General features: G+C 58.2%; 7 protein-coding genes and 1 pseudogene. 2 read left to right on the forward strand and 6 right to left on the reverse strand.

Annotated elements, in window-relative coordinates:
* Positions 1-27 precede the first annotated feature (27 nt).
* Positions 28-7,782 (forward strand): carbohydrate binding domain-containing protein, encoded by a 7,755-nt coding sequence (locus tag AB4Z29_RS29390; RefSeq protein ID WP_441946507.1) that lies wholly within the window; start codon positions 28-30, stop codon positions 7,780-7,782.
* Between the two features lie 100 nt (positions 7,783-7,882).
* Here the strand turns inward: AB4Z29_RS29390 and AB4Z29_RS29395 are convergent, their stop codons facing one another.
* The 6 genes and pseudogenes from AB4Z29_RS29395 to AB4Z29_RS29420 all read right to left on the reverse strand — a co-directional run.
* Positions 7,883-9,163, reverse strand: coding sequence for a helix-turn-helix domain-containing protein (locus AB4Z29_RS29395; protein ID WP_441946508.1), 1,281 nt, complete (start codon positions 9,161-9,163; stop codon positions 7,883-7,885).
* Positions 9,164-9,183: 20 nt separating this feature from the next.
* Positions 9,184-10,068, reverse strand: a complete 885-nt coding sequence (locus AB4Z29_RS29400; protein ID WP_441946522.1) for a polysaccharide pyruvyl transferase family protein — start codon at positions 10,066-10,068, stop codon at positions 9,184-9,186.
* Between the two features lie 640 nt (positions 10,069-10,708).
* On the reverse strand, positions 10,709-14,812 hold the full coding sequence (locus AB4Z29_RS29405) for an Ig-like domain-containing protein (protein ID WP_441946509.1): 4,104 nt from the start codon (positions 14,810-14,812) through the stop codon (positions 10,709-10,711).
* Positions 14,813-14,829: 17 nt separating this feature from the next.
* Complete coding sequence (locus AB4Z29_RS29410) at positions 14,830-15,954, reverse strand: hypothetical protein (RefSeq protein ID WP_441946510.1); 1,125 nt, start codon at positions 15,952-15,954, stop codon at positions 14,830-14,832.
* 161 nt (positions 15,955-16,115) lie between these two features.
* On the reverse strand, positions 16,116-16,817 hold the full coding sequence (locus tag AB4Z29_RS29415; protein WP_441946523.1) for a substrate-binding domain-containing protein: 702 nt from the start codon (positions 16,815-16,817) through the stop codon (positions 16,116-16,118).
* 198 nt (positions 16,818-17,015) lie between these two features.
* Positions 17,016-17,159: pseudogene (locus AB4Z29_RS29420) on the reverse strand (LacI family DNA-binding transcriptional regulator); the annotation flags it as partial.
* A gap of 122 nt (positions 17,160-17,281) precedes the next feature.
* On the opposite strand from AB4Z29_RS29420, the gene AB4Z29_RS29425 reads away from it, so the two are divergent.
* A complete protein-coding gene (locus AB4Z29_RS29425) occupies positions 17,282-18,547 on the forward strand; it encodes an FAD-dependent oxidoreductase (protein WP_441946511.1) in 1,266 nt (421 codons plus the stop codon).
* Positions 18,548-18,761: the final 214 nt, after the last annotated feature.

The raw sequence follows: 18,761 nt of genomic DNA on the forward strand, positions 1-18,761 counted from the left end.
CCACAGCAAATTCGAGAGAGGAAGGTCATGATGAAAAAGAGAAAGGCTTGGAACAAAGCTATCGCCCTGCTATGCGCGGCGACCTTGTTATTCTCCGTATTCCCAGCCGGAAATTCGGCCGCCGAGACGGCCGAATTTCCGGCTCCGCACTCGGGAACCCAGATGCTTAGGGGGGACTTGAAAGGCGACGCCGGCAACTGGGCGTACATGGAGCAGGAGGTCGACGGCATCGCCGCGAACACCGACTATTCGTTCGGCATGTGGGTAAAAGGCGACGGCATCGCAACGCTGAAGGTATCCGCGGGGGGCGCAACGGTGTCGTATACGAGGCCGATCGCGACGGGGGAATGGACGTACCATTCCGTCAACTTCAATTCGGGATCGCGTTCGGGCAAAATGACGTTCTCGATCGTGGACAGCGCCGCGACGGCCTATCCGCAAAGCACCGCGGCCGGCGTCATGTACGTGGACGACGCTTATTTGGGAACGAGCGGCGGAGGCGCCAATCTGCTTCAGAACGCCGGCTTCGAAGCCGGAATGAATCTGTGGAATAAGCTCGAAAAAGACGTGTTCAGCGTCGTCGAGGGCGCTTCCGTGCCCGAAGAACCGGGCGATCCGGAAGATCCGCCTGTTGACACGACCGTCTACAAAGGCGTTCGTTCGCTCAAGGCGGAACTCGCCGCCAAATCGAGCGGCTGGGCTTATCTGACCCAGAAGGTGACAGGCATCGCGGCGGGCATGACTTACGAGCTTGGCATGTGGGTCAAGGGCGCCGGAGCGGCTACTTTGAAGCTGTCTCAAGGTTCAAGCTCGGGAGGCGCGCTGGCTTTCGTCCGTCAGAAAGCGACGGGTAGCTGGACGTACTGGACGGCGGATTATACGGCCGCTACCAACGAAGATTTACATGTATCCATCTATGACAGCGCTTACGTTCCAGGATCCGGCATTACGCAAGCGGAAGCCCAGGGCATAATGCGCATCGACGATGTTTTTTTCGGTGTCAACGGCTCCGGCGTCAACCGTCTGGCCAATCCGGGCTTCGAGGCTTCGGACGCACTGACGAATTGGACCGTCGCAAGCAATAGCTCTCCGCTCGTGTTCAGCGTGGCCGGAGGAGCCGCGGAACATGAAACGCCGGGCGGCCCCATCGATCCGGTAGATCCAACGGATCCCGTTGATCCTGTCGATCCGGGAGAGCCCGGCAATCCGGACGACCCCGCCAACATTTACGCGGGAAGCCGCTCTATGCAGGCCGCAACCAAAGGCAAGCCAAACGACTGGAAGACGGTGACGCAGCAAATCGGCGGCATCGCCGCAGGTACGGACTATACGTTCGGTGCGTGGCTGAGGGGCAGTGGCGCGGTCACAATCAAGGTGGCCAAAAGCAATGGTGAGAATCTGCACTACATCCGACCGAAAGCGACCAACACGTGGACATACGCCTCGGCGAGCTTCAACTCCGGCACGTACACGGGCACCGTCGTGTTCTCCATCGTCGACAGCGCCGGAGCGGCCTATCCGCAGGCAGAAGCGGCGGGCACGATGTACGCGGACGAGGTTTTCTTCGGCGCGGCCGCGGCGGGCAGCGACAATCTGCTGCTTAATCCGGGCTTCGAGCAGCAGCTCAAATATTGGGGCGGCGACAAGGGTGACGTTTTTACACGCTACCCCGACCGCTCCGACAACCCGCCCGCCCAGCAATACGACGGCGTCGATAATCTTGGCGTCTACTCCTGGGACCGCAATCCGGACGGTGTCGCCGACTTCGGCGAATGGATCGGACGGATGCCAGCGCTGGCGGAAGATTTCCTCGAGCAGAACACCTGGTCCGATCTCGAAGGCGGCAACCGGCTCGCCGCGTGGGAAGGCACGCCTTTCGCGGATCGCATGATCTGGGCTGCCTATCCGTTCCCGAAATCGGGCGGCAGTCTGGCTGCTTCGGCGAATGGCGACTACAACGACCACTACCGCCAACTTGGCGAGAATCTCGTCGCCGCAGGCATGGAGAACGCGATGATCCGGTTCGGCCACGAGTTCAACGGCGGCTGGTACATCTGGTCGATCGGCAACGCCAACGATCCGAACCATCTGCAGAAAGCCGAAAACTTCGCGGAAGCGTTCCGCCAATTCGTAACGACGCTACGCGACGTTGAAGGCCAGAACTTCAAATTCGTCTGGAATCCGTCCACCTCCATCTGGGGCGTCGATCTCGAGGCCGCTTTCCCGGGGCGGGACTACGTTGATTTCATCGGCATCGACCATTACGACCAGACCTGGGCGCAGAGCGGCGGGAAGCCGTTGTACGGTCCGGAATATCGCGACGCCGACGCGACCGAACGTCTGCGACGTCAAGAGCTTGCCTGGAACGCCCAAGTAAACGACGGCAACTGGGGGCTGAACATGATCGCCCGATTCGCCGAGGATCAAGGCGTTCCGCTCGGCATCTGCGAATGGGGACTCGCGCTGCGCGCCGAAGACGGCATGGGCGGCGGCGACAATCCGTATTTTATCCAGAAAATGTATGAATGGATCGAGAACAACAATGTAGCGTGGCATGTTTACTTCAACGTGTCGGCCAGCGACGGCGATCACGATCTGTACGACACAGTCGCCTTCCCGGAATCGTCGGCGAAGTTCGCCGAGCTGTGGCATCCGGACGGCGAGCCGAACACTTCGCCCGCCATCGCCCCTTCGGATATACCCGGCATCGGCGGCGACTATGTGAAGATCGAAGGCGAGGACGGCGTTCTGGCAGGTCCCGTCAATAAGCTGCACGGCGATCCATGGGCATCCGGCGGTCAGTTCGCCGTCATGTACCGCTCCGTCAACTCGCTGACATTCGCGAACGCGAACAAGGCGGACGACGGCATCGCGATCGTCTATCAAGGCTGGCAATCCGATCAGAAGGCTTCGCTTTACGTCAACAACGTGCTGGTGAAACCGAATATTCTGTTCGAGGAGCACGGACGATCCTGGTCCGACAGCTACGGCTACGTCGTCATCGACGATGTGCAGATTCCGGATGGAGCAACCGTAAAGCTGCAGATCAACCCCGACGACGTGATGGACAACTGGGACAACTTCAAGGTCGATTATATCCTGTTGCTTGGCGCGACTGGCGAATATGAGCAGCCCGAGGAGCCGGGCGAAGGAGGCGGCAATGGCAACGTAACGGACGCGGTAAGCGTCCCCTCCCGCACCTCCTTCACGCGCAGCGGCGTTTGGTCGCTGACGGCGGACGTCAAGGGAACCGGCAATACGAACGGCTCGAGTTATTCGGCGCAGCCCACGCTAACCGCGGGCGTAACCTACGAGTTCGGCGCCTGGATCAAAGGCTCCGGCCGCATGGCGCTCGTTATTCAGAATACGACGTCTTGGGCGGAGGTGCTTGCCAAACCTTTCGCCGCAACGGACGAATGGCAATACGTATCGGCGACGTACACCCCTGCCGCGACGGGCAAATACAACATCAAGATCGGCGACAGGGACAACAGCGGAACGGCGGGGCGCATCTACGTCGACGACGTTCGGCTGTCCCCGCTTGGCGGCGATCCCGTCATCGACGAGAACTTCGAGGACGGAGGCGCGAGGTGGTGGCATCCCTCGGAACACTTCGCCCCGATCGATTATTCGGCGCAAGGGGACAACACGGATGCACATAGCGGCAGGTGGGCGATGAAGCTGGATGCGGCCGCGGGCGAGGCGGGGACGGCAGCCGTCCTCTCCTCCCCTCTCCCGCTTGCGGCGGGCAAACCCCATACGTTCAAAGCTTGGATCAAAGGCGATGCCGCATTCTCCATCAGGCTTAGCAAAGCCGGCGAAGAGTCGCAGGTGCTGGCCGAGGAAAGCTTTGAAAACGGAACCGGCGATTGGAACGAGGTTTCGTTCTCCTTCATCGCGGGGCAGACAGGCGAATATGAACTGAGCTTGATCAGCGCGGACGATACGGGCGTTCTCTATCTGGACGATATGCTGCTCTTTACGGACGGCTTCAACAATCTGCTGCCGAATCCCGACTTCGAGCAGGGCAATGTCCATTGGGAAACGGACGGAGCGTTCGTCATTCTGAATTTGGACGAGATCGAGATGCCGGATGCCGCGCCGGTAACGGCGAACCCGGATTCGGGCAACATTGTGCCTGGCCAATTCGTCGCGTTATCGACGACGGAGAGCGGCGGCGCCATCTATTACACGATCGCGGGCAGCGCAGCCAAATTGAAGTACGAGGCGCCGATCCGGATGAACGGTACCACGTCCATTACGGCCTGGACGGAGATCGACGGCAAGCGGAAAAGCCCCGTCAGGACGTTCTCGTACGTAAACGCCGAGGACTTGCTGGTCGATTCGTACGGGCAGATCCGCTCCGCCGAGTTCCCGGGCAAAATCCATAGCGACGTGGAATTCGCGGCCGCGGCCGAATCCGACCATGCTTTCCTGGAGAGCCTGACCGCTCCGGGCGACAGGGATGCCTACGGCGGCCTTGCGGGCAGCAAGGGGGTGTACGGCTTTAAAGAAACCGGCTACTTCCATATCGAGAAGCTGAACGGGAAGTCGGTTATGGTGAACCCGCTGGGCAACCTGTACTTCCATCTCGCCGTGAACGGAACGGGCTACGTCGATGAGACGAGAACGGTCGTCGGTGGACGCGAGTCCGTCTACGAATGGCTGCCTTCCAAGTCCGGCGAGTTCGCGACCGCCTACGACGGCAGCGGCAACTTCTCCTTCTACATCGCGAACGAAATTCGCCGGACGGGAGTACCTTTCGATCAGGCGCGATATTCGGCGGACAGCGTCGATCTCGTCAAGTCGCTCGGGTTCACGGGACTTGGCGCCTGGTCGAATGCGAAAGACATGCCGTATGTCGACTGGCTGCCCATGCCGGATCTGAAGATCGGGGACAGCGGCCTGTTCGATATTTTCCACCCGAACATGGTTTCCCAGATGGATACGCGCTTCCAAAGTCTTGCCGCCAACGAAGGCGACAGCAATCTGATCGGCTACATGTTCGCGAACGAGCTGCGCTACGACAAGCTGAAGACGGCCGTGCCGGCGGCCGGCGCCTCCACGGGCAGCAAGCTCCGACTCGTAGAGATGCTGGAGGGCAAATACGGCGGCATCGCGGACTTCAACGCCGCGTGGGCGCTCGACGCCCCGAGCTTCGAGGCGCTGAAGGGGCTATCCTTCGCCGTGAAGACGGAGCTTGCGACGCGGGATATGGACGCTTTTACGAAGCTGTATCTGGACGAACTTTATAAACAAATCTCCTTTTATACGAAAAAATACGATCCCGGCCATCTCGTCATGGGCGACCGATGGCTGGCGAACGTCATGAACGACTCCAAGCTGCGCGACTATCTCGCCGAGTACGCGGGCAAATACATGGATGTCCTGACGTACAACTATTACACCTACGACCTCAATCTGGACATGCTGGAGCATCTGTACGGGCTATCGGGCGGCACGCCGTTCATCATGACCGAATTCCATTACGGCGATCCGACGACGGGGCTGACATTCGGCGCGCGCATGGCCGAGAACGAGACAGAGAAAGGGCTGATGTACAGCAACTACGTGGAGAAGGCGGCCGCTTCCGGCTACGTCGTCGGCGCAAACTGGTTCGCGTTCCTCGATCAGGCGCCGACCGGCCGCTGGTTTCAGGGATTGGACGGCGAGGCAGGCGCGATTGGCCTTCTTAATGTCGCGGGTCGGCCCTACAGGCAGTTCCTCCAGTCGGTATCGGACACGAACGACAAGCTCTACGATCTCATGCTGGGCAGCATTGCGCCTTACCAGCATGCCTTCAAGCCAGGGCAAACCGAACGGACCTCGGACAAAAAGCTGGACGTGCCGCAGTCCGCGACGGCTCCCGTTCCCGGCGATTTCGAGCAACCGTGGGATCAAGCCGTCACGGCCAATCTCTCCGACATCGATCTGGTGCTCGGCGTCATGAAACAAGGCATCGGCGCGCGGATGAATTTGACCTGGGATGACGAAGCCCTCTATCTGCGGGCGCATATCGACGATCCGACGCCGATGTCGAGTCCGAACGTCGTCAAGGCGCTTACGGTCCCCGCGGCCAAAGCTTATCTGTGGGCGGGCGATGCGATCGAGCTGTTCTTCGGCCCGGACAACGTGAACGACGGCGGCTCGATGCAGTTCAGCGATACCCAGCTGCTGCTGGCCGCCGCGATGGACGAACAAGGCGTCATGCATACGGCGTCCTACTGGTACGGCTATAGGGAGCAAGAGCAGCCGCCTGTCGAAATGGCGGCAGAGCTTGACGCGGACGGACTGGGATACACAATCGAGGCTCGCATCGCGTTCGCCGATATCGGCGTCGACAGCGCCGCGGACGGCACCGTCATCCGGTACGACATGGGCTTTGACGAAGGCGGCGCGAGAGGCCGTGAACGTCAGTTCTTCTGGAACGGCGTGGACGGTAACTCCTCCAATCGCGAGAAATGGGGCCAGATCGTGCTGAAAGCGGATGCGCCGGAGCCCCCGGCAACGGGCGGCAATGGCGACGGCGATGGCGATTCGGGCACGCCGTCAACCCGCGGAAGCGGCATCCTCGTGAACGGCAAGCCTGGCGGTACGCCCGTCTATCGCCAAAATGGCAACTCGTACGAAATCGTCATGCCGGAGAACGGCGGAACGGCTAGCTTGACCGTCCCGGCGACGGAGCTCGCCCGCATGGCGTTGGAGCATCCCGGCTCCTTCACGCTCGTGAAGTCGCCAGCCGGCAGTTACCGTCTGCCGACGAATTGGGCTAGCTTCGACCCCGGCTTCGAGGAGCTGCTGGCCGCCAAAGGACTGACCGCCGCGCAAGCCGCCTTCCGGCTGACGCTCGCGGACGCCGCAAGCGACGCCGCGACGGGGCAAGCGGTCGCATCCCAGACGACGCAAGGCAAGCTGCTCGCCGGCGTATCGTTTACGCTGGAAGTGATTCATGCCGTTAACGGAGAACGTATCGCCGAGCTGTCGGAATTTAAGATGCCGATCGTCCGCACGGTCGCGCTCCCGACTTCTGCTAACGGTTCAATGGAGCTGCCGGAGCTGTATGGAGCATGGAAGCTGGACGAAACGTCGGGCAAGCTGCAATTCGTGCCGCATCGACTCCTCTTGGAGAACGGTAAGGCCTCCGTTGTCATCTCCTCGATGACGAACAGCACGTACATCGTCGCTTCAAACGCCGTTTCGTTCAAAGACGTAGCCGCGGGCATGTGGTATGCGGATGCGATCAAGCTGGCCGCGGCGAAGCGGCTCGCGATCGGCACGGGGGCAGGCGCCTTCGCCCCTTCCCGCTCCGTGACGCGCGCGGAATTCGCGCGGATGGCCGCGAATCTGCTGCAGCTTCCGGCAGCTGATGCGAATGCGCCTTCCTACTTCGACGTGCCGAAGCGACATGCCTATTACGACGCCGTCTCGAAGCTGAGCGCGGCGGGCTTGCTAAGCGGGCTTGTCGCGGAAGAAAGCAATCGCTTCCTCCCGGATCAAGCGATAACGCGGGAGGAGATGGCCGTCATAATCGCGGCGATGGCAAACGCTCTGAAAGTTGTGCCGGCGGCGGAAACCATGGATATGGTAGTCAAGTTCAAGGACTTCGCCAGCATTCGCGCCGTTTATGCAGACGACGTGCGGATCTCGTACGAGCTCGGCATTATGCAGGGCGTATCGGCGAATGCCTACGAGCCGCAAGGCGCGGTTAGCCGCGCGCAGGCGGCGACCGTGCTGGTCCGCATGGCCGAACGATTCGGGTTCATCGACGAACAAAGCATATGATTCTATACAAGCGGAAGATTTTACAACGGACTTAAATAATGGCGGTGCAAAGGATCCCCTCCTAAGCGCCGCCATTCCTATTTTCAATCTTTACTAAGGCTTATTTTCTCAGCTCGCTCGGAGCCACGCCCCAATATTTGCGAAACACCTTGGCAAAGTAGCTAATGTCCTGGTACCCCACGGCAGCGGACGCGTCGTACACCTTGGCGTCCGCGAGCAGCAGCTGCTTCGCTTTCTCCATTCGCCTCGCCAGCACGTAAGCCGAGTACGCTTCTCCCGTCTCCCGCTTGAACAAGCGGCTCAGATACGAAGGATTCACGTACATGCGCTCCGCCAGCGTATGGAGAGTTAAGTCTCCCTCCAATTGCCGGTCTACCGTCTCGATAATCCGCTTTACAAGTTTATGGCTGGAGCGCTGCCTCTCGTTCGCCGTGTAGGCCGCGATATTCAGGTTGACCCGCTTCGCCCACTGCACGATTTGGTCCTTGGAAACAAGCGTATCCAGCGCGATGAAATGCCTGTAGTCGCCGTTCAGCACCCGCTGCATGGACCATCCCTGCGTCTGAATCATGCGGGTGAACACGCCGCTCAAATACAGCAGGTGTTCGTAGATGAGCTCGGAGGAATCCGCGCTCGCGTACGCCTTCTCCACGTAGCCGTCGATCACGGCATCCGTCTTCTCCCTCTCGCCCGTATGGACGGCTATTTCTAGTTGCCGTTCAAAATCCGTATCGAGCAGGATCGCCCCTCCGTTTCTCGAAGTTTCCGGATACGGAATCGCGATGCCGTTGCCGTAGACTGCCCGCTCCTGAAGCGCTTGGCAGGCCTGCTGATAGGAGCGCGGCACGCTCGCGAAGTCACCCGCGCTGCCCAAACCGGCGCTCGCCGTCAGCTTCAAGCATTCCTTCACGACGTTAAGGAGCCTCGTTAGCCTAACATTGACTCGATTGGTCAGGTCGCTGACGCTTTCCTCTTCTCGGTTCACGAACAGGAGGACGAGCGAGCCATTAGCATCGTTAAATACCGTAGCTTCTTCGGGCGGCAGCGCTTCCTTGGCAATACTCTCTAGCGAGAACTGCAGCAAAGGCAAGTCCGCGGCCGCGAAGCGCGTCTCGTCTTCAGACAGCGGGTCGATCACGCATACCGCCACCGCGTACGTCGCATGTTCTGAAAGCTCCATTCGCAATTCCGCCGAGTGTCTGCGCAGCTCCCAATCCGCGTACCGGTTCGTCACCCAACCGCGCAGGAAATCCTCCCGCAGCTGCGGCAACCGAACGCTCCACATCCGCTGGAGCTCGCTCAAATCGTGTTTCTTGGTCAGCTCGCGCCGAATGTCTTCCGCAACCTCGGCTGTTGGCATGATGATCGAAACCGCACTCATTTCATTTCTCCTCGCTATGTTTATCTCACTTTTAAATTTTTTTCCAGCAGTACGATATCGGAATTCCCGCATTCATCAACGAAGTATTGAATTTTCGGAGAGTAATTATAGGCCAGGCATTTGATATTCAAATAATGAGCGCATACGGCAACATGCAATCTGGAAGTGAGGATGAGGTCGGCTTTCGCAATCAGCTGATATTTTTCCAGATAATCCTTGGTTGTGTGATGGTTAACCGGGATTGAAGGTTCTAGGCTGTTCAGTATTTCGACGAACTTCATTCCGACTCTATTGTCCTGCCATGAATCCATGTCCATAATCGTAATCTGTTCCAACTGATGCTCGCGATACAGCTCCAAGCAATAACGGGCAATTATTTCGAAGTTATCTCCGGTCGTGTCCTTGCTGTACGCTCTCAGATTTCTCCAAGCCAGCAGCAGACTTTTCTTGTTGTCTTGATTCAACCGCTGTCTTGGGCGGCTTTCTACTAATGTCATAATGCTTTCGTTGGCCGCATCTTCCATTCTTTCTACCTTCTTCTTATTGAAGAAGGTATATTGACTTGCCTGTTTGAACGATGTATCGTCCCGCAATCCAACGTATGACGATAGATTGATCAACGCCCTCGTTTTCAGCTTTCGGCTGAGTTGATTTAATGCGCCTATGCCCACGCTGTAGTAGCCGATTTTCTTTCCCCTTAGCTTGGCACGGATCATGAAATCAAAAAATCCGTCTCCTTCTTCGTCCGTGAAGCAAGTACCTCCGCCCCATATGACTAAATCGCTGTCGCGGGAAAATTCGTGGAATAACTTCAAATTTTCTTTCTTGAACTTTCTGCCAAGCAGCTTGCCTACCTTTATCTCTGGGTCGATCCAGTTTATTTCTCCAAACCCGACAATATTGATCTTAACGTTAGCTTCTTCTTAAATTGTAATAATGGATTTCAGCATCATATCATCACCAAAGTTATTCGCACCATGATATCCAATAATTGTAACTTGTTTCATTCTTTTCAATAGATTTCCGAAGCGTTCAGGCATCAATCGATGACCTACTTCCTACGATTAAGTGGGATGACTTGCAGCAGCGTCCGCCACCTACGGGAGAAGCGCTATCTCTTCCGAATGGGCGGCTGACGTACTTAAATATTTTTCTATATCTTGTTTTAGTGTAGAAGAGGTTTACGTGAATTAGCAGTAGACAATCCTTTTATTTCTGGTTATATTCGACACAATTTTCCTTAAAAACCAAAGAATACACCAACTAGGAAGATCGCATTTTGGCTACTTGCACTGGTGACGTTGGAAATGAAGGTCGCGTTAGTGCTGTCGTCATCAGAATTAACCTTTATCAACAACATTTAAAATAATTAAAAACTTTAAATTGTAATGGATTCCATAACAATCCATAAGGCGATTTATATTACTTCTATCGGTAATCTCATGACTTTCAAGCCGCCTATAGGCATGGAAAAGCTGTCGATGATTTCATCGACAGCTCAGTATGAGAAAACTTATACATTCCATTAAATCAAGAGACCGTCGCCTAAGGCGCCTCCGCCCCCCATACCTCTACCTCGAACAACCTGGCCATGTTGTCGTTCTTGCTGCCTTTGGTTATATATAACCGCAGCTTGTCGGTCGTCACGGCGAGGAACGTCAAGTTGTTATACCCCCCATTGAAATAATCGCTGGTATTGCCGGCGACGCTAGCCGCGGTCTGCCACGCCGAGCCGTCCCAATATTGAATCAGAAAGTCCGCGAGCTGCTGCCCTCCATAGCTGAGGAAGCCGCTCCACACCTTAACGGCGTTAATGGTCTGCGGAGCGTCCCACTCCAGTTCAAGCCACTGCGGGGCCGTCAGGCCGGATGCCGAAATCCACCGGCTGGCGTTGGTCTTGAGGCCGTCCGTCGCCAACTCCTTCGCGTTGCTCAGGTGCGTGGAGCTTGCCGTCAACGCGGCAAGCGGCGCGATATTGCTCATAGTCGGCGGAGCGGACAGAATCGTGACGATCAGGTCTCCGGATACGCCGGAGCCGTCGTTCGCCGTTGCCGTCACTTTCACGCTACCGATTGTCGCCTGAGTCGCGAGCAAGCCGTTCTGATCAATGGTAGCGAGCGAAGTCGGGCTGCCATTAACATCGGTCACCGTCCATGTCACGGTCTTGTCCGTGGCGTTCGCCGGCAACACGGAAGCCGTTAGTTGCAGCGTGCCGTTAATCGGCAAGCTTACCGCGCCGTTTGCGCCAGTCACCGCGATGAAGGCGGCCGGAAACGGATCCACCTCCGTCTCGATGCCGAACGCCTCGAGCTCGAACAGCCTTGCGATGTTATCGTGCCCGCTGCCTGCCGTAATCCACATGCGCAGCTTATTCGTGACGATCGCCGGGAAGGTCAGCTCGTTGAATTGATCATACCTGCCGTCCTGCGCATTGTCCGTCACCGTCGCGGCCGTCTGCCAAGCCATTCCGTCCCAATATTGGATGGCGAAATCGGAAATTTGGCGGTCGTTCAAGCTTCTGAAGCCGCTATACACGTTGACTTGGTCGATCTCGTAATAAGAATCCCATGCCACCTCTACCCAATGGGGGCCGGCTGCCGTCGTGTTCGAGATCCAGCGGCTGGCATCCTGATTCTTGATGCCGTCGATGGCGAGCGACGGCGGGAAACTGCCGTTCTCGTGGCTGGAGCTCGCGGTCGCGGTCGCCAGCGGAGCGACATTGCCCGGCTTCGGCGGCAGCACTTCCACGGCGACCGTATCAGTTAACGAGCCATCCTCCGTCGTCGCGGTAATGACGGCCGTGCCTTCTTCGTTGGCGGTCACGTAGCCGCCCGCGTCCACTTGCGCGACGGCTGGATTGCTTGAATTCCATGCGACCGCTTTGTTGCCCGCTTCGATCGGTTCGACCGTTGCCGACAGCACTGCGGTTTCGCCGACATGAACGCTCAATTCGGACGCATCCAGAGAGACGCCGGTAACCGAAGGCGGGTTGGTCGCGTCCGCCGGCGTGATATGGAAGTAATCAAACGATGCCGTCAGTCCCGTTCCCGCGCAGACGATAAATCCGATTTTCGGCTCCGCAAGATCGGCCGTCTGCGTCGTCCATACTTGCGTATAGGAGATGCCGTCAGCCGAATAATAGCCGCTATAGCTATTGCCTTGCTTTACGATACGTAAGTAAGCCACTTCCGAATTGATCGTGTCGGCTACCTCCTCATGCTGGCGGACGGCGTCGATCTGCTTCGTGAACTGCAGTTGGTTGCCGCTGCCGAACAGCCGCGTCAGCCGCAGGTACGATTGGTCGTTCTCGTAGACGATTAGACCACCTTGCGACCATTGGGACGTCGGCTTGCCGACCATCCGCGTATCGATCGTCCAGTCGCCTTCCGGCGCGCCGGTAAGCAAAATATTTTTGGCGGTCGCCTGGCCGTCCACGATATCGCCGGATTCGCCGGCAATCGTCATGTAGCCTGCGCGATCATCCAGCGACCACTTGGCGTTATTCTCGCGTATAAAGTTCCATTGGTCGTCAAGCTCGGCGGCATTGAAGTTGTCGCTGTCGCCTTCCACGAAAACGGGCGGCGGAACGACGATCGCCGGCGCGGAGCCAGGCACTTCGCCGTATTCGATGAGCGACAGATCGTCGAAGTAGACCTCGCCAGCAGCGCCGCTTTTGTACAGATAAATCGTGGCGCTCGTATTCGTCGCCCCCGTGCGGAAGACGATGTCCTTATACCCGTAAGCCGTGCTATTCACATGAACGTCCTGGAACGTCTCGCCGTAGTTTTTGACGCCCAATACGGCGGATCCGCCGCCGACGCCCTTCCCGTAACCCGACAAAATGTACATCGTGTTCGGTTCCAGTCCTGATAGCTGCTGCTCCATCCCGGAGCCCGCGTTCGCGAGCTTGGCCGCGTAAGCGCCGGAGCGCATGCCGGAGCTCGCGATTTCCGCGCCGTTGTAATGGAAGCCCCAGCCCGTAAAGTCTCCGCTCTCGAAGCCTGCATTCGCTAGCAGGTTCGCGTCCTCCGGCGACGGCGGCAGCGGAGGCAGGTTGGCCGGATCAAGGCCGGGCCCTTCGTACGCGCCGATGTTCGGACTTGCCGTTGCCGACACGGCATTTCCCCAATAATCGAGCCCTCCGTTGCCTGGGATGCCCCGTCCTGCTCCTATGGCTGGGGAGCCTTGCAGCAGCTGGTAGCCGTCTACTGTGTCCCTGCCGATCGTCGCCGAGCCCGAAGACGCCAGGAGCGGATCGGCCGTAATCGCGTTCGCGTCCATCGCGACTACGTTCGCCGGATGGTTGCCGTAGAACAGGTTGCTGTCGAATACGTTGTTCGTGCTTTGCCCGAACGAGTATCCGCCCGTGCCGAGGTTGACCAGCACGTTGTTGTAGAAGTAAGTACCCGTTGCGTAGCCGCCCCATTCGCCGCTGCCGACCACGCGCGTCGTCGCATGCTCGGGCAGGTAGACGGTGTTGTTGTGAATGAGCGTATTCTCTACCGGCCCGCCGATCGTGAAGACCGTATGCTTGTCGTTCTGGCTGATGTTGTAGCGGATGATCGTATCCCTGTTGAAGTTGGCGCTATTCGTGCCGTCGTTGATCGCGAGCACGAAGCCTCCCGCGTTGTTGTGGCTATAATTGTACTGAATAATCGTCCCCATGCTGTTGAAATCCGAATCGTAGGCCATGGCGTCGCCGCCTGGATACGTGTTGAATACCTCGTTGTATTGAATGACCGCGTCCTGCGTGCCCCAAGTCCAGAGAGGCACGTGGTACCCGCCAGCCCGCTTGTGCGTGTCGAACACGACGTTGTTCTGGATGATGCCGTCCGTCGTATTGAGCAATACTGCTCCGTCCGCCGAAATATCGTAAATCATGTTGTTCTCGATCTTGTTGCCCGACGAGAAGTTGCGCGTCGCCCCGTTTAAGTATACGCCGACGCTGTCGAGCGAATAAATCTTGTTGTTGCGCACGACGACGTCGGATACGGCATAATTCCAGGCCGGTCCCCAGACGATGATGCCGCCGCTATGCCAGCCGCCGCCCTGCTGTCCCTTCACGCTGTGGATCTCCAAAAATTCGAACACGAAGTGTTTGTACTCCCTCATGTTGCTCCAGTCGTTGCCGCTGTCGCCGGACACGTGGATGCCCCGGCGCTGTCCCGGCAGCTCGGCGAAGTTCGTGATCTCCAGGTTTCGGACTTCCCAATACTCCTGGTTGTAGAAGTAAATCGCCGCGTCGGCGCCGTCCCCCGCGATCAGAGGCTTCTCCCCTTCGCCATATTTGTCGATGACGATGGGCTCTCCGTCGCTGCCCGAGCCTTGTGGGCTCAGCATGCCGGACCAAGCGCCGCCGGCCTTGAACAGGATGGCATCGCCAGGCTGGAACGGGTTCGCGTTCACCTTGTCGAGCGTTTGCCAAGCCTCTTCCGGGCTCGTGCCCGCGTTCTCGTCGCTGCCTTCCAGATCGTCGACGTAATAGACCGTTCCCGTCGCAGCCGCAGCCTCGCCGCTAATGCCCGCCGCCGAGTTAGAAGATTCTCCAGCCGCCGCGGAAGCCGCCATCGGCGTAATCATCGCAACCAGCATGATCCATATCAGCGCCAGCACGGCCAGCCTGGAATGAAGCTTATTCATGATTCCCATTATTCTCATCCTCTCCGTTACTCCAATGTGATTCCTTCGTAAAGCCTGCCTATCGTGACGATCCGCGCTTCCTTCGTCAACTTGTCGACGTATTCGGCGTACACCGTTTCCAGAGCATGCTGCCGCACCTTGTCTTTGCTTTCCTCAAAGCCCGCGTAACCGCCTGCCTCGCTGCCGATGACGACGGCCAGCATGTATCGTCCGTTCGCCTCGTCGTCGAGGATCGGCCCGACGGTGCCGGGCTTCGGCGCATCGGCAAGCAGCTCGTACAATGGCGGAAGCGTTTTGTAGTAATAACGCGCCGATGCCGCATCAAAGCGCTCTTCTGCCGCATGCAGCACGGAAGACTCTCCCGCTTTCGCGGTTTCTTTGCCCAGCTCGTCGAACAGGGGGCCCGCCGCTTCGCCCGCAGCCAGACGAGCGCGTATTTCGCCGAGCGCGGATGCCGCTTCACGCTTCCGTTCCCCATCCTCTACGCCGTCTATCCGATACGGGGCGGATATGGCATAGAACCGCGTTTCGCCTTCCAGTCGGAACAGCTCCTCCTTTATTTCCTCGTAATGCCGTTTCAACCGATCCTCCGTCATCGCCAGCACCGTCTCGGCGAGCTTGTCCTTCAACTCGATCGTCATCCGTCCGATATAAAAGTCGGCGAAATCGCTCCAATCGAATCGAGACGGACCGTACACCGGAAGCCCTGCCGCAAGCGCCTTCGCCCGCCTGGCGTTCTCCCGCTCCATCTCCAGCAGAAGCCCCTCGTACGAAGCATCCTCAATGATGCCCTGCCGCTCGGCCAGCTGAAGCAGTACCTTCATGCGCGCCACCGAATCGAGCGCCCTCCGCTTGACGGTCTCCAACGGCGTAACGCCATCGTATTCTCGCTGCCAGAACGTTTTGTCGACAACGACTTTATGATCGCGCTTGAACTGCTCAATAACGCCTGACCGCTCCCGTCCCAACACCCATCGGAATTCCTCCTCCGTCACGGGCTCCCCTTCTATCTCGGCAACGACGGCTTGCTCCGGCCTTGCGTCCGTGCGTCCGACGAACCATGCGACGCAAGCGAGCAGAATCAGCAACCCTCCGAGAATGTAGGCCGTTGCCAATACGACAGCCGACTTCCGCTTTTCGCCAACCATCATTTCCCTCCCCTCCTTTCAAACCCGGATGCATATAAGAAAAGGCGAACAATGCCGCTGCCCCATTGCCAGCGATCGCCCACCTTCGATTGTAAACGCTTACCTAATTGGCCGATAGAGGACAGTCATGACCACAATCAGTAGATTCATGACTTTTTTGTCCTCTATGGCTTCCGGGCGAGGATCGTTTCCCCCGGGTGAAACGCTCCCCGCAGCCTCACTTGCTCATATGGTAGCAGAGGATTCGTGATTCTGCGCAGCATGAGCTCCGCCGCGCGCTCGCCCGCCTCGCGAACGAGCAGGAGCGGCCTTGACGTGCCTTCGTAACGGGGATGTGCTTCGTTCTCCATGCCGACCAAGGAAATATCCTTCGGAATGCTCAGTTTCAAGAACCCCGAGGCCACGTACACCCATTCGGCCACGCCGGGAATAGCGGCTATAACGGCCGTATAGCGGCCGGAGCTGAGCTTGGAGCCGAGCTGCTCCATCCATGCCGAGCGATCGGAGGCGCTGCCCGTCACATGCTCGTCGGGATTCGCCAAATTCGGCAGCCCCAGACGATCCGCTGCCGCCGCAAACGCGCTCCAACGCAAGCGGAACCCTCTTAGCCGACTGATTTCCCCTATATACAAAATGTCGCGATGTCCCGCCCGGTACAGCTCTTCCATGGATAGATGGATGGCGAATTCCACGTCCCAGATGACGCTGTCGACCGCCGTAACGTCCGGCGGGTAATTGATGAGTACCTTGGGCATCGGAAGCTCCAGCAGGACGGCCTCCATCCACTCCGGGACGACCGCCGTCAGGAACAGCCCGTCCGCGAAGGACAGTCCGTTGTTGTCCAGCCAATGCCGGAGCTCGTCCACGCCGTCGATCTCGGCGGGCACTAGCAGCGAATAGAGCGAATGCCCCAGTTCGTTCAGGCGGACGCGCACCCCCTCGAGCTGCATCTGGTGAAAATCGGAGTCGCCGACGATCAGCATCGCGAACCTCCTGGGCTTCGCCCCCGCCCAAGGAATACGTTCCGCTGCGACGCCCGCATCCTGTTCCTTCGTCCGGTACCCCAGCTCGCGCGCAAGATCCGCGACCGCCTTGCGCGTCGTCTCGGACATGCCGGGCAAACCCCGCAGCGCCTTGGATACGGTATGAATCGTCAACCCTAGCTCGTCCGCAATCGTCTGCAGGGTCACTTTTTTCCTCATAGACATGATTGCTCCTCCTTGCACATTTAACCTGTACTAATTGTAACAAAAATAAAACTATAAAAAAGGTTTCATTTTCCCTACAATTGAAACCAAGAAGAACAAATTGAGGATGGGAGACGATCATTATGTCAAATCGCGAAATTAAGCTGGAGCGCAACATCCCCGTTTTCGACGATGCCGACGTCATTGTAGTCGGAGGAGGGCCCGCGGGAACGGCGGCGGCGATTAGCGCCGCGCGTAGCGGGCAGAAAACAATTTTGCTGGAGCAGTCGGGACAACTCGGAGGCATGGGAACGCTAGGCAACGTAAGCGTATTCATGGGCGTCGGCAACGTGACGGGCATCTACCGGGAGTTTATCTCAGAATTTCTGCCGGAAGCGCTGCCGAGCTCTCATCACGAGTCGATCTGGCCGCAATACTCGCCGTTCGAGCTTCGCCATTATTTGAACGGCAAGCTCGAGAAGGAAGGCGTCGAAGTTTATTACCACGTCAGCTTCGTTTCTTCCATTATGGAGGATAACCGGGTCGTCGGCGTCGTGGCTAACACGCGGGAAGGGCTCCGCGCGTTCGGTGGCCGCGTCGTGATCGACTGCACGGGAGATGCCAGGGTCGCGCAGGATTCCGGCGTGCCTACCAGGGCCGGACGCGACGAAGACGGACTGACCCAGCCGATGACGCTCATGTTCATGATGCAGGACACTGGCAAGCCGGTCCGCCAAAAGCTACCGGAAGACTGTTACAAATACGACTCCATCCCCGACCTTCCGCAAGGCCGCCATCTGTACTGGGGAGGCATGGGGGACGGCACGCTGCTCGTCAACATGACGCGCGTAAAGGGCAACGGGGCCAAGATCAAAGACATTAACTACGCGGAAAAGGAATCGCTCCGGCAAGCGCTGTCCGTCGCCAATTACTTGCAGCGGACGAACCATCCGAACCATATTCTGTCCCATGTTCCGGGTCAGGTCGGCGTCAGGGAAACGAACCAGATCGAAGGCCGCTACACGCTGACGGAAGACGATCTGACGAGCGGTCGCCGCTTCGAGGACGTAGTCGCTCAGACCAACTACGAGATCGACATCCACAATCCGACCGGAGGAACGAACACCGACGAGCGGAAGCTGGACGGCTACGATATACCGTACCGCTGCATGTTGCCTCAGAACGTAGAAGGCTTGATCGTCGCCGGTCGCAGCATCTCGGCCACGCACGTCGCCATGTCTTCAATGCGCGTGCAGGCGACTTGCTACGCTCTCGGCCAGGCGGCGGGCGTCGCCGCCGCCATCGCCATCGAGTCGAATGTACCCGTATCGGACATTTCCACCACGGCGCTCCATGAGCGTCTCGCCGGGCAAGGCGTCGTCTTCGTGAACAAAGTCTTGGCCCAATAGGGGCAGACGATCAACAGCTAGACTTTGAACCTCGGCCAAAGCAAGCAGGCCGCGAGCGAGCGAAAAGCCGTCCGATCGCTGATCGGACGGCTCAGGCTAAAAAAAAACCCACCATTTTTTTGGTCAAGCCCCATTTTTGTAGACATTGAAAAAAGCCATAGACTGAAAGCTGACGTCGGTACTCTACCGGCGTCAGCTTATTTACTTGACTCTT

This window comes from Paenibacillus sp. 2TAB23 (genome assembly GCF_052115165.1).
Taxonomy (GTDB): domain Bacteria; phylum Bacillota; class Bacilli; order Paenibacillales; family Paenibacillaceae; genus Pristimantibacillus.

Coding starts and splice junctions, on each gene's coding strand:
- AB4Z29_RS29390 (WP_441946507.1), top strand. CDS start 28: ATGATGAAAAAGAGAAAGGCTTGGAACAAAGCTATCGCCCTGCTATGC.
- AB4Z29_RS29395 (WP_441946508.1), bottom strand. CDS start 9,163: ATGAGTGCGGTTTCGATCATCATGCCAACAGCCGAGGTTGCGGAAGAC.
- AB4Z29_RS29405 (WP_441946509.1), bottom strand. CDS start 14,812: ATGGGAATCATGAATAAGCTTCATTCCAGGCTGGCCGTGCTGGCGCTG.
- AB4Z29_RS29410 (WP_441946510.1), bottom strand. CDS start 15,954: ATGATGGTTGGCGAAAAGCGGAAGTCGGCTGTCGTATTGGCAACGGCC.
- AB4Z29_RS29425 (WP_441946511.1), top strand. CDS start 17,282: ATGTCAAATCGCGAAATTAAGCTGGAGCGCAACATCCCCGTTTTCGAC.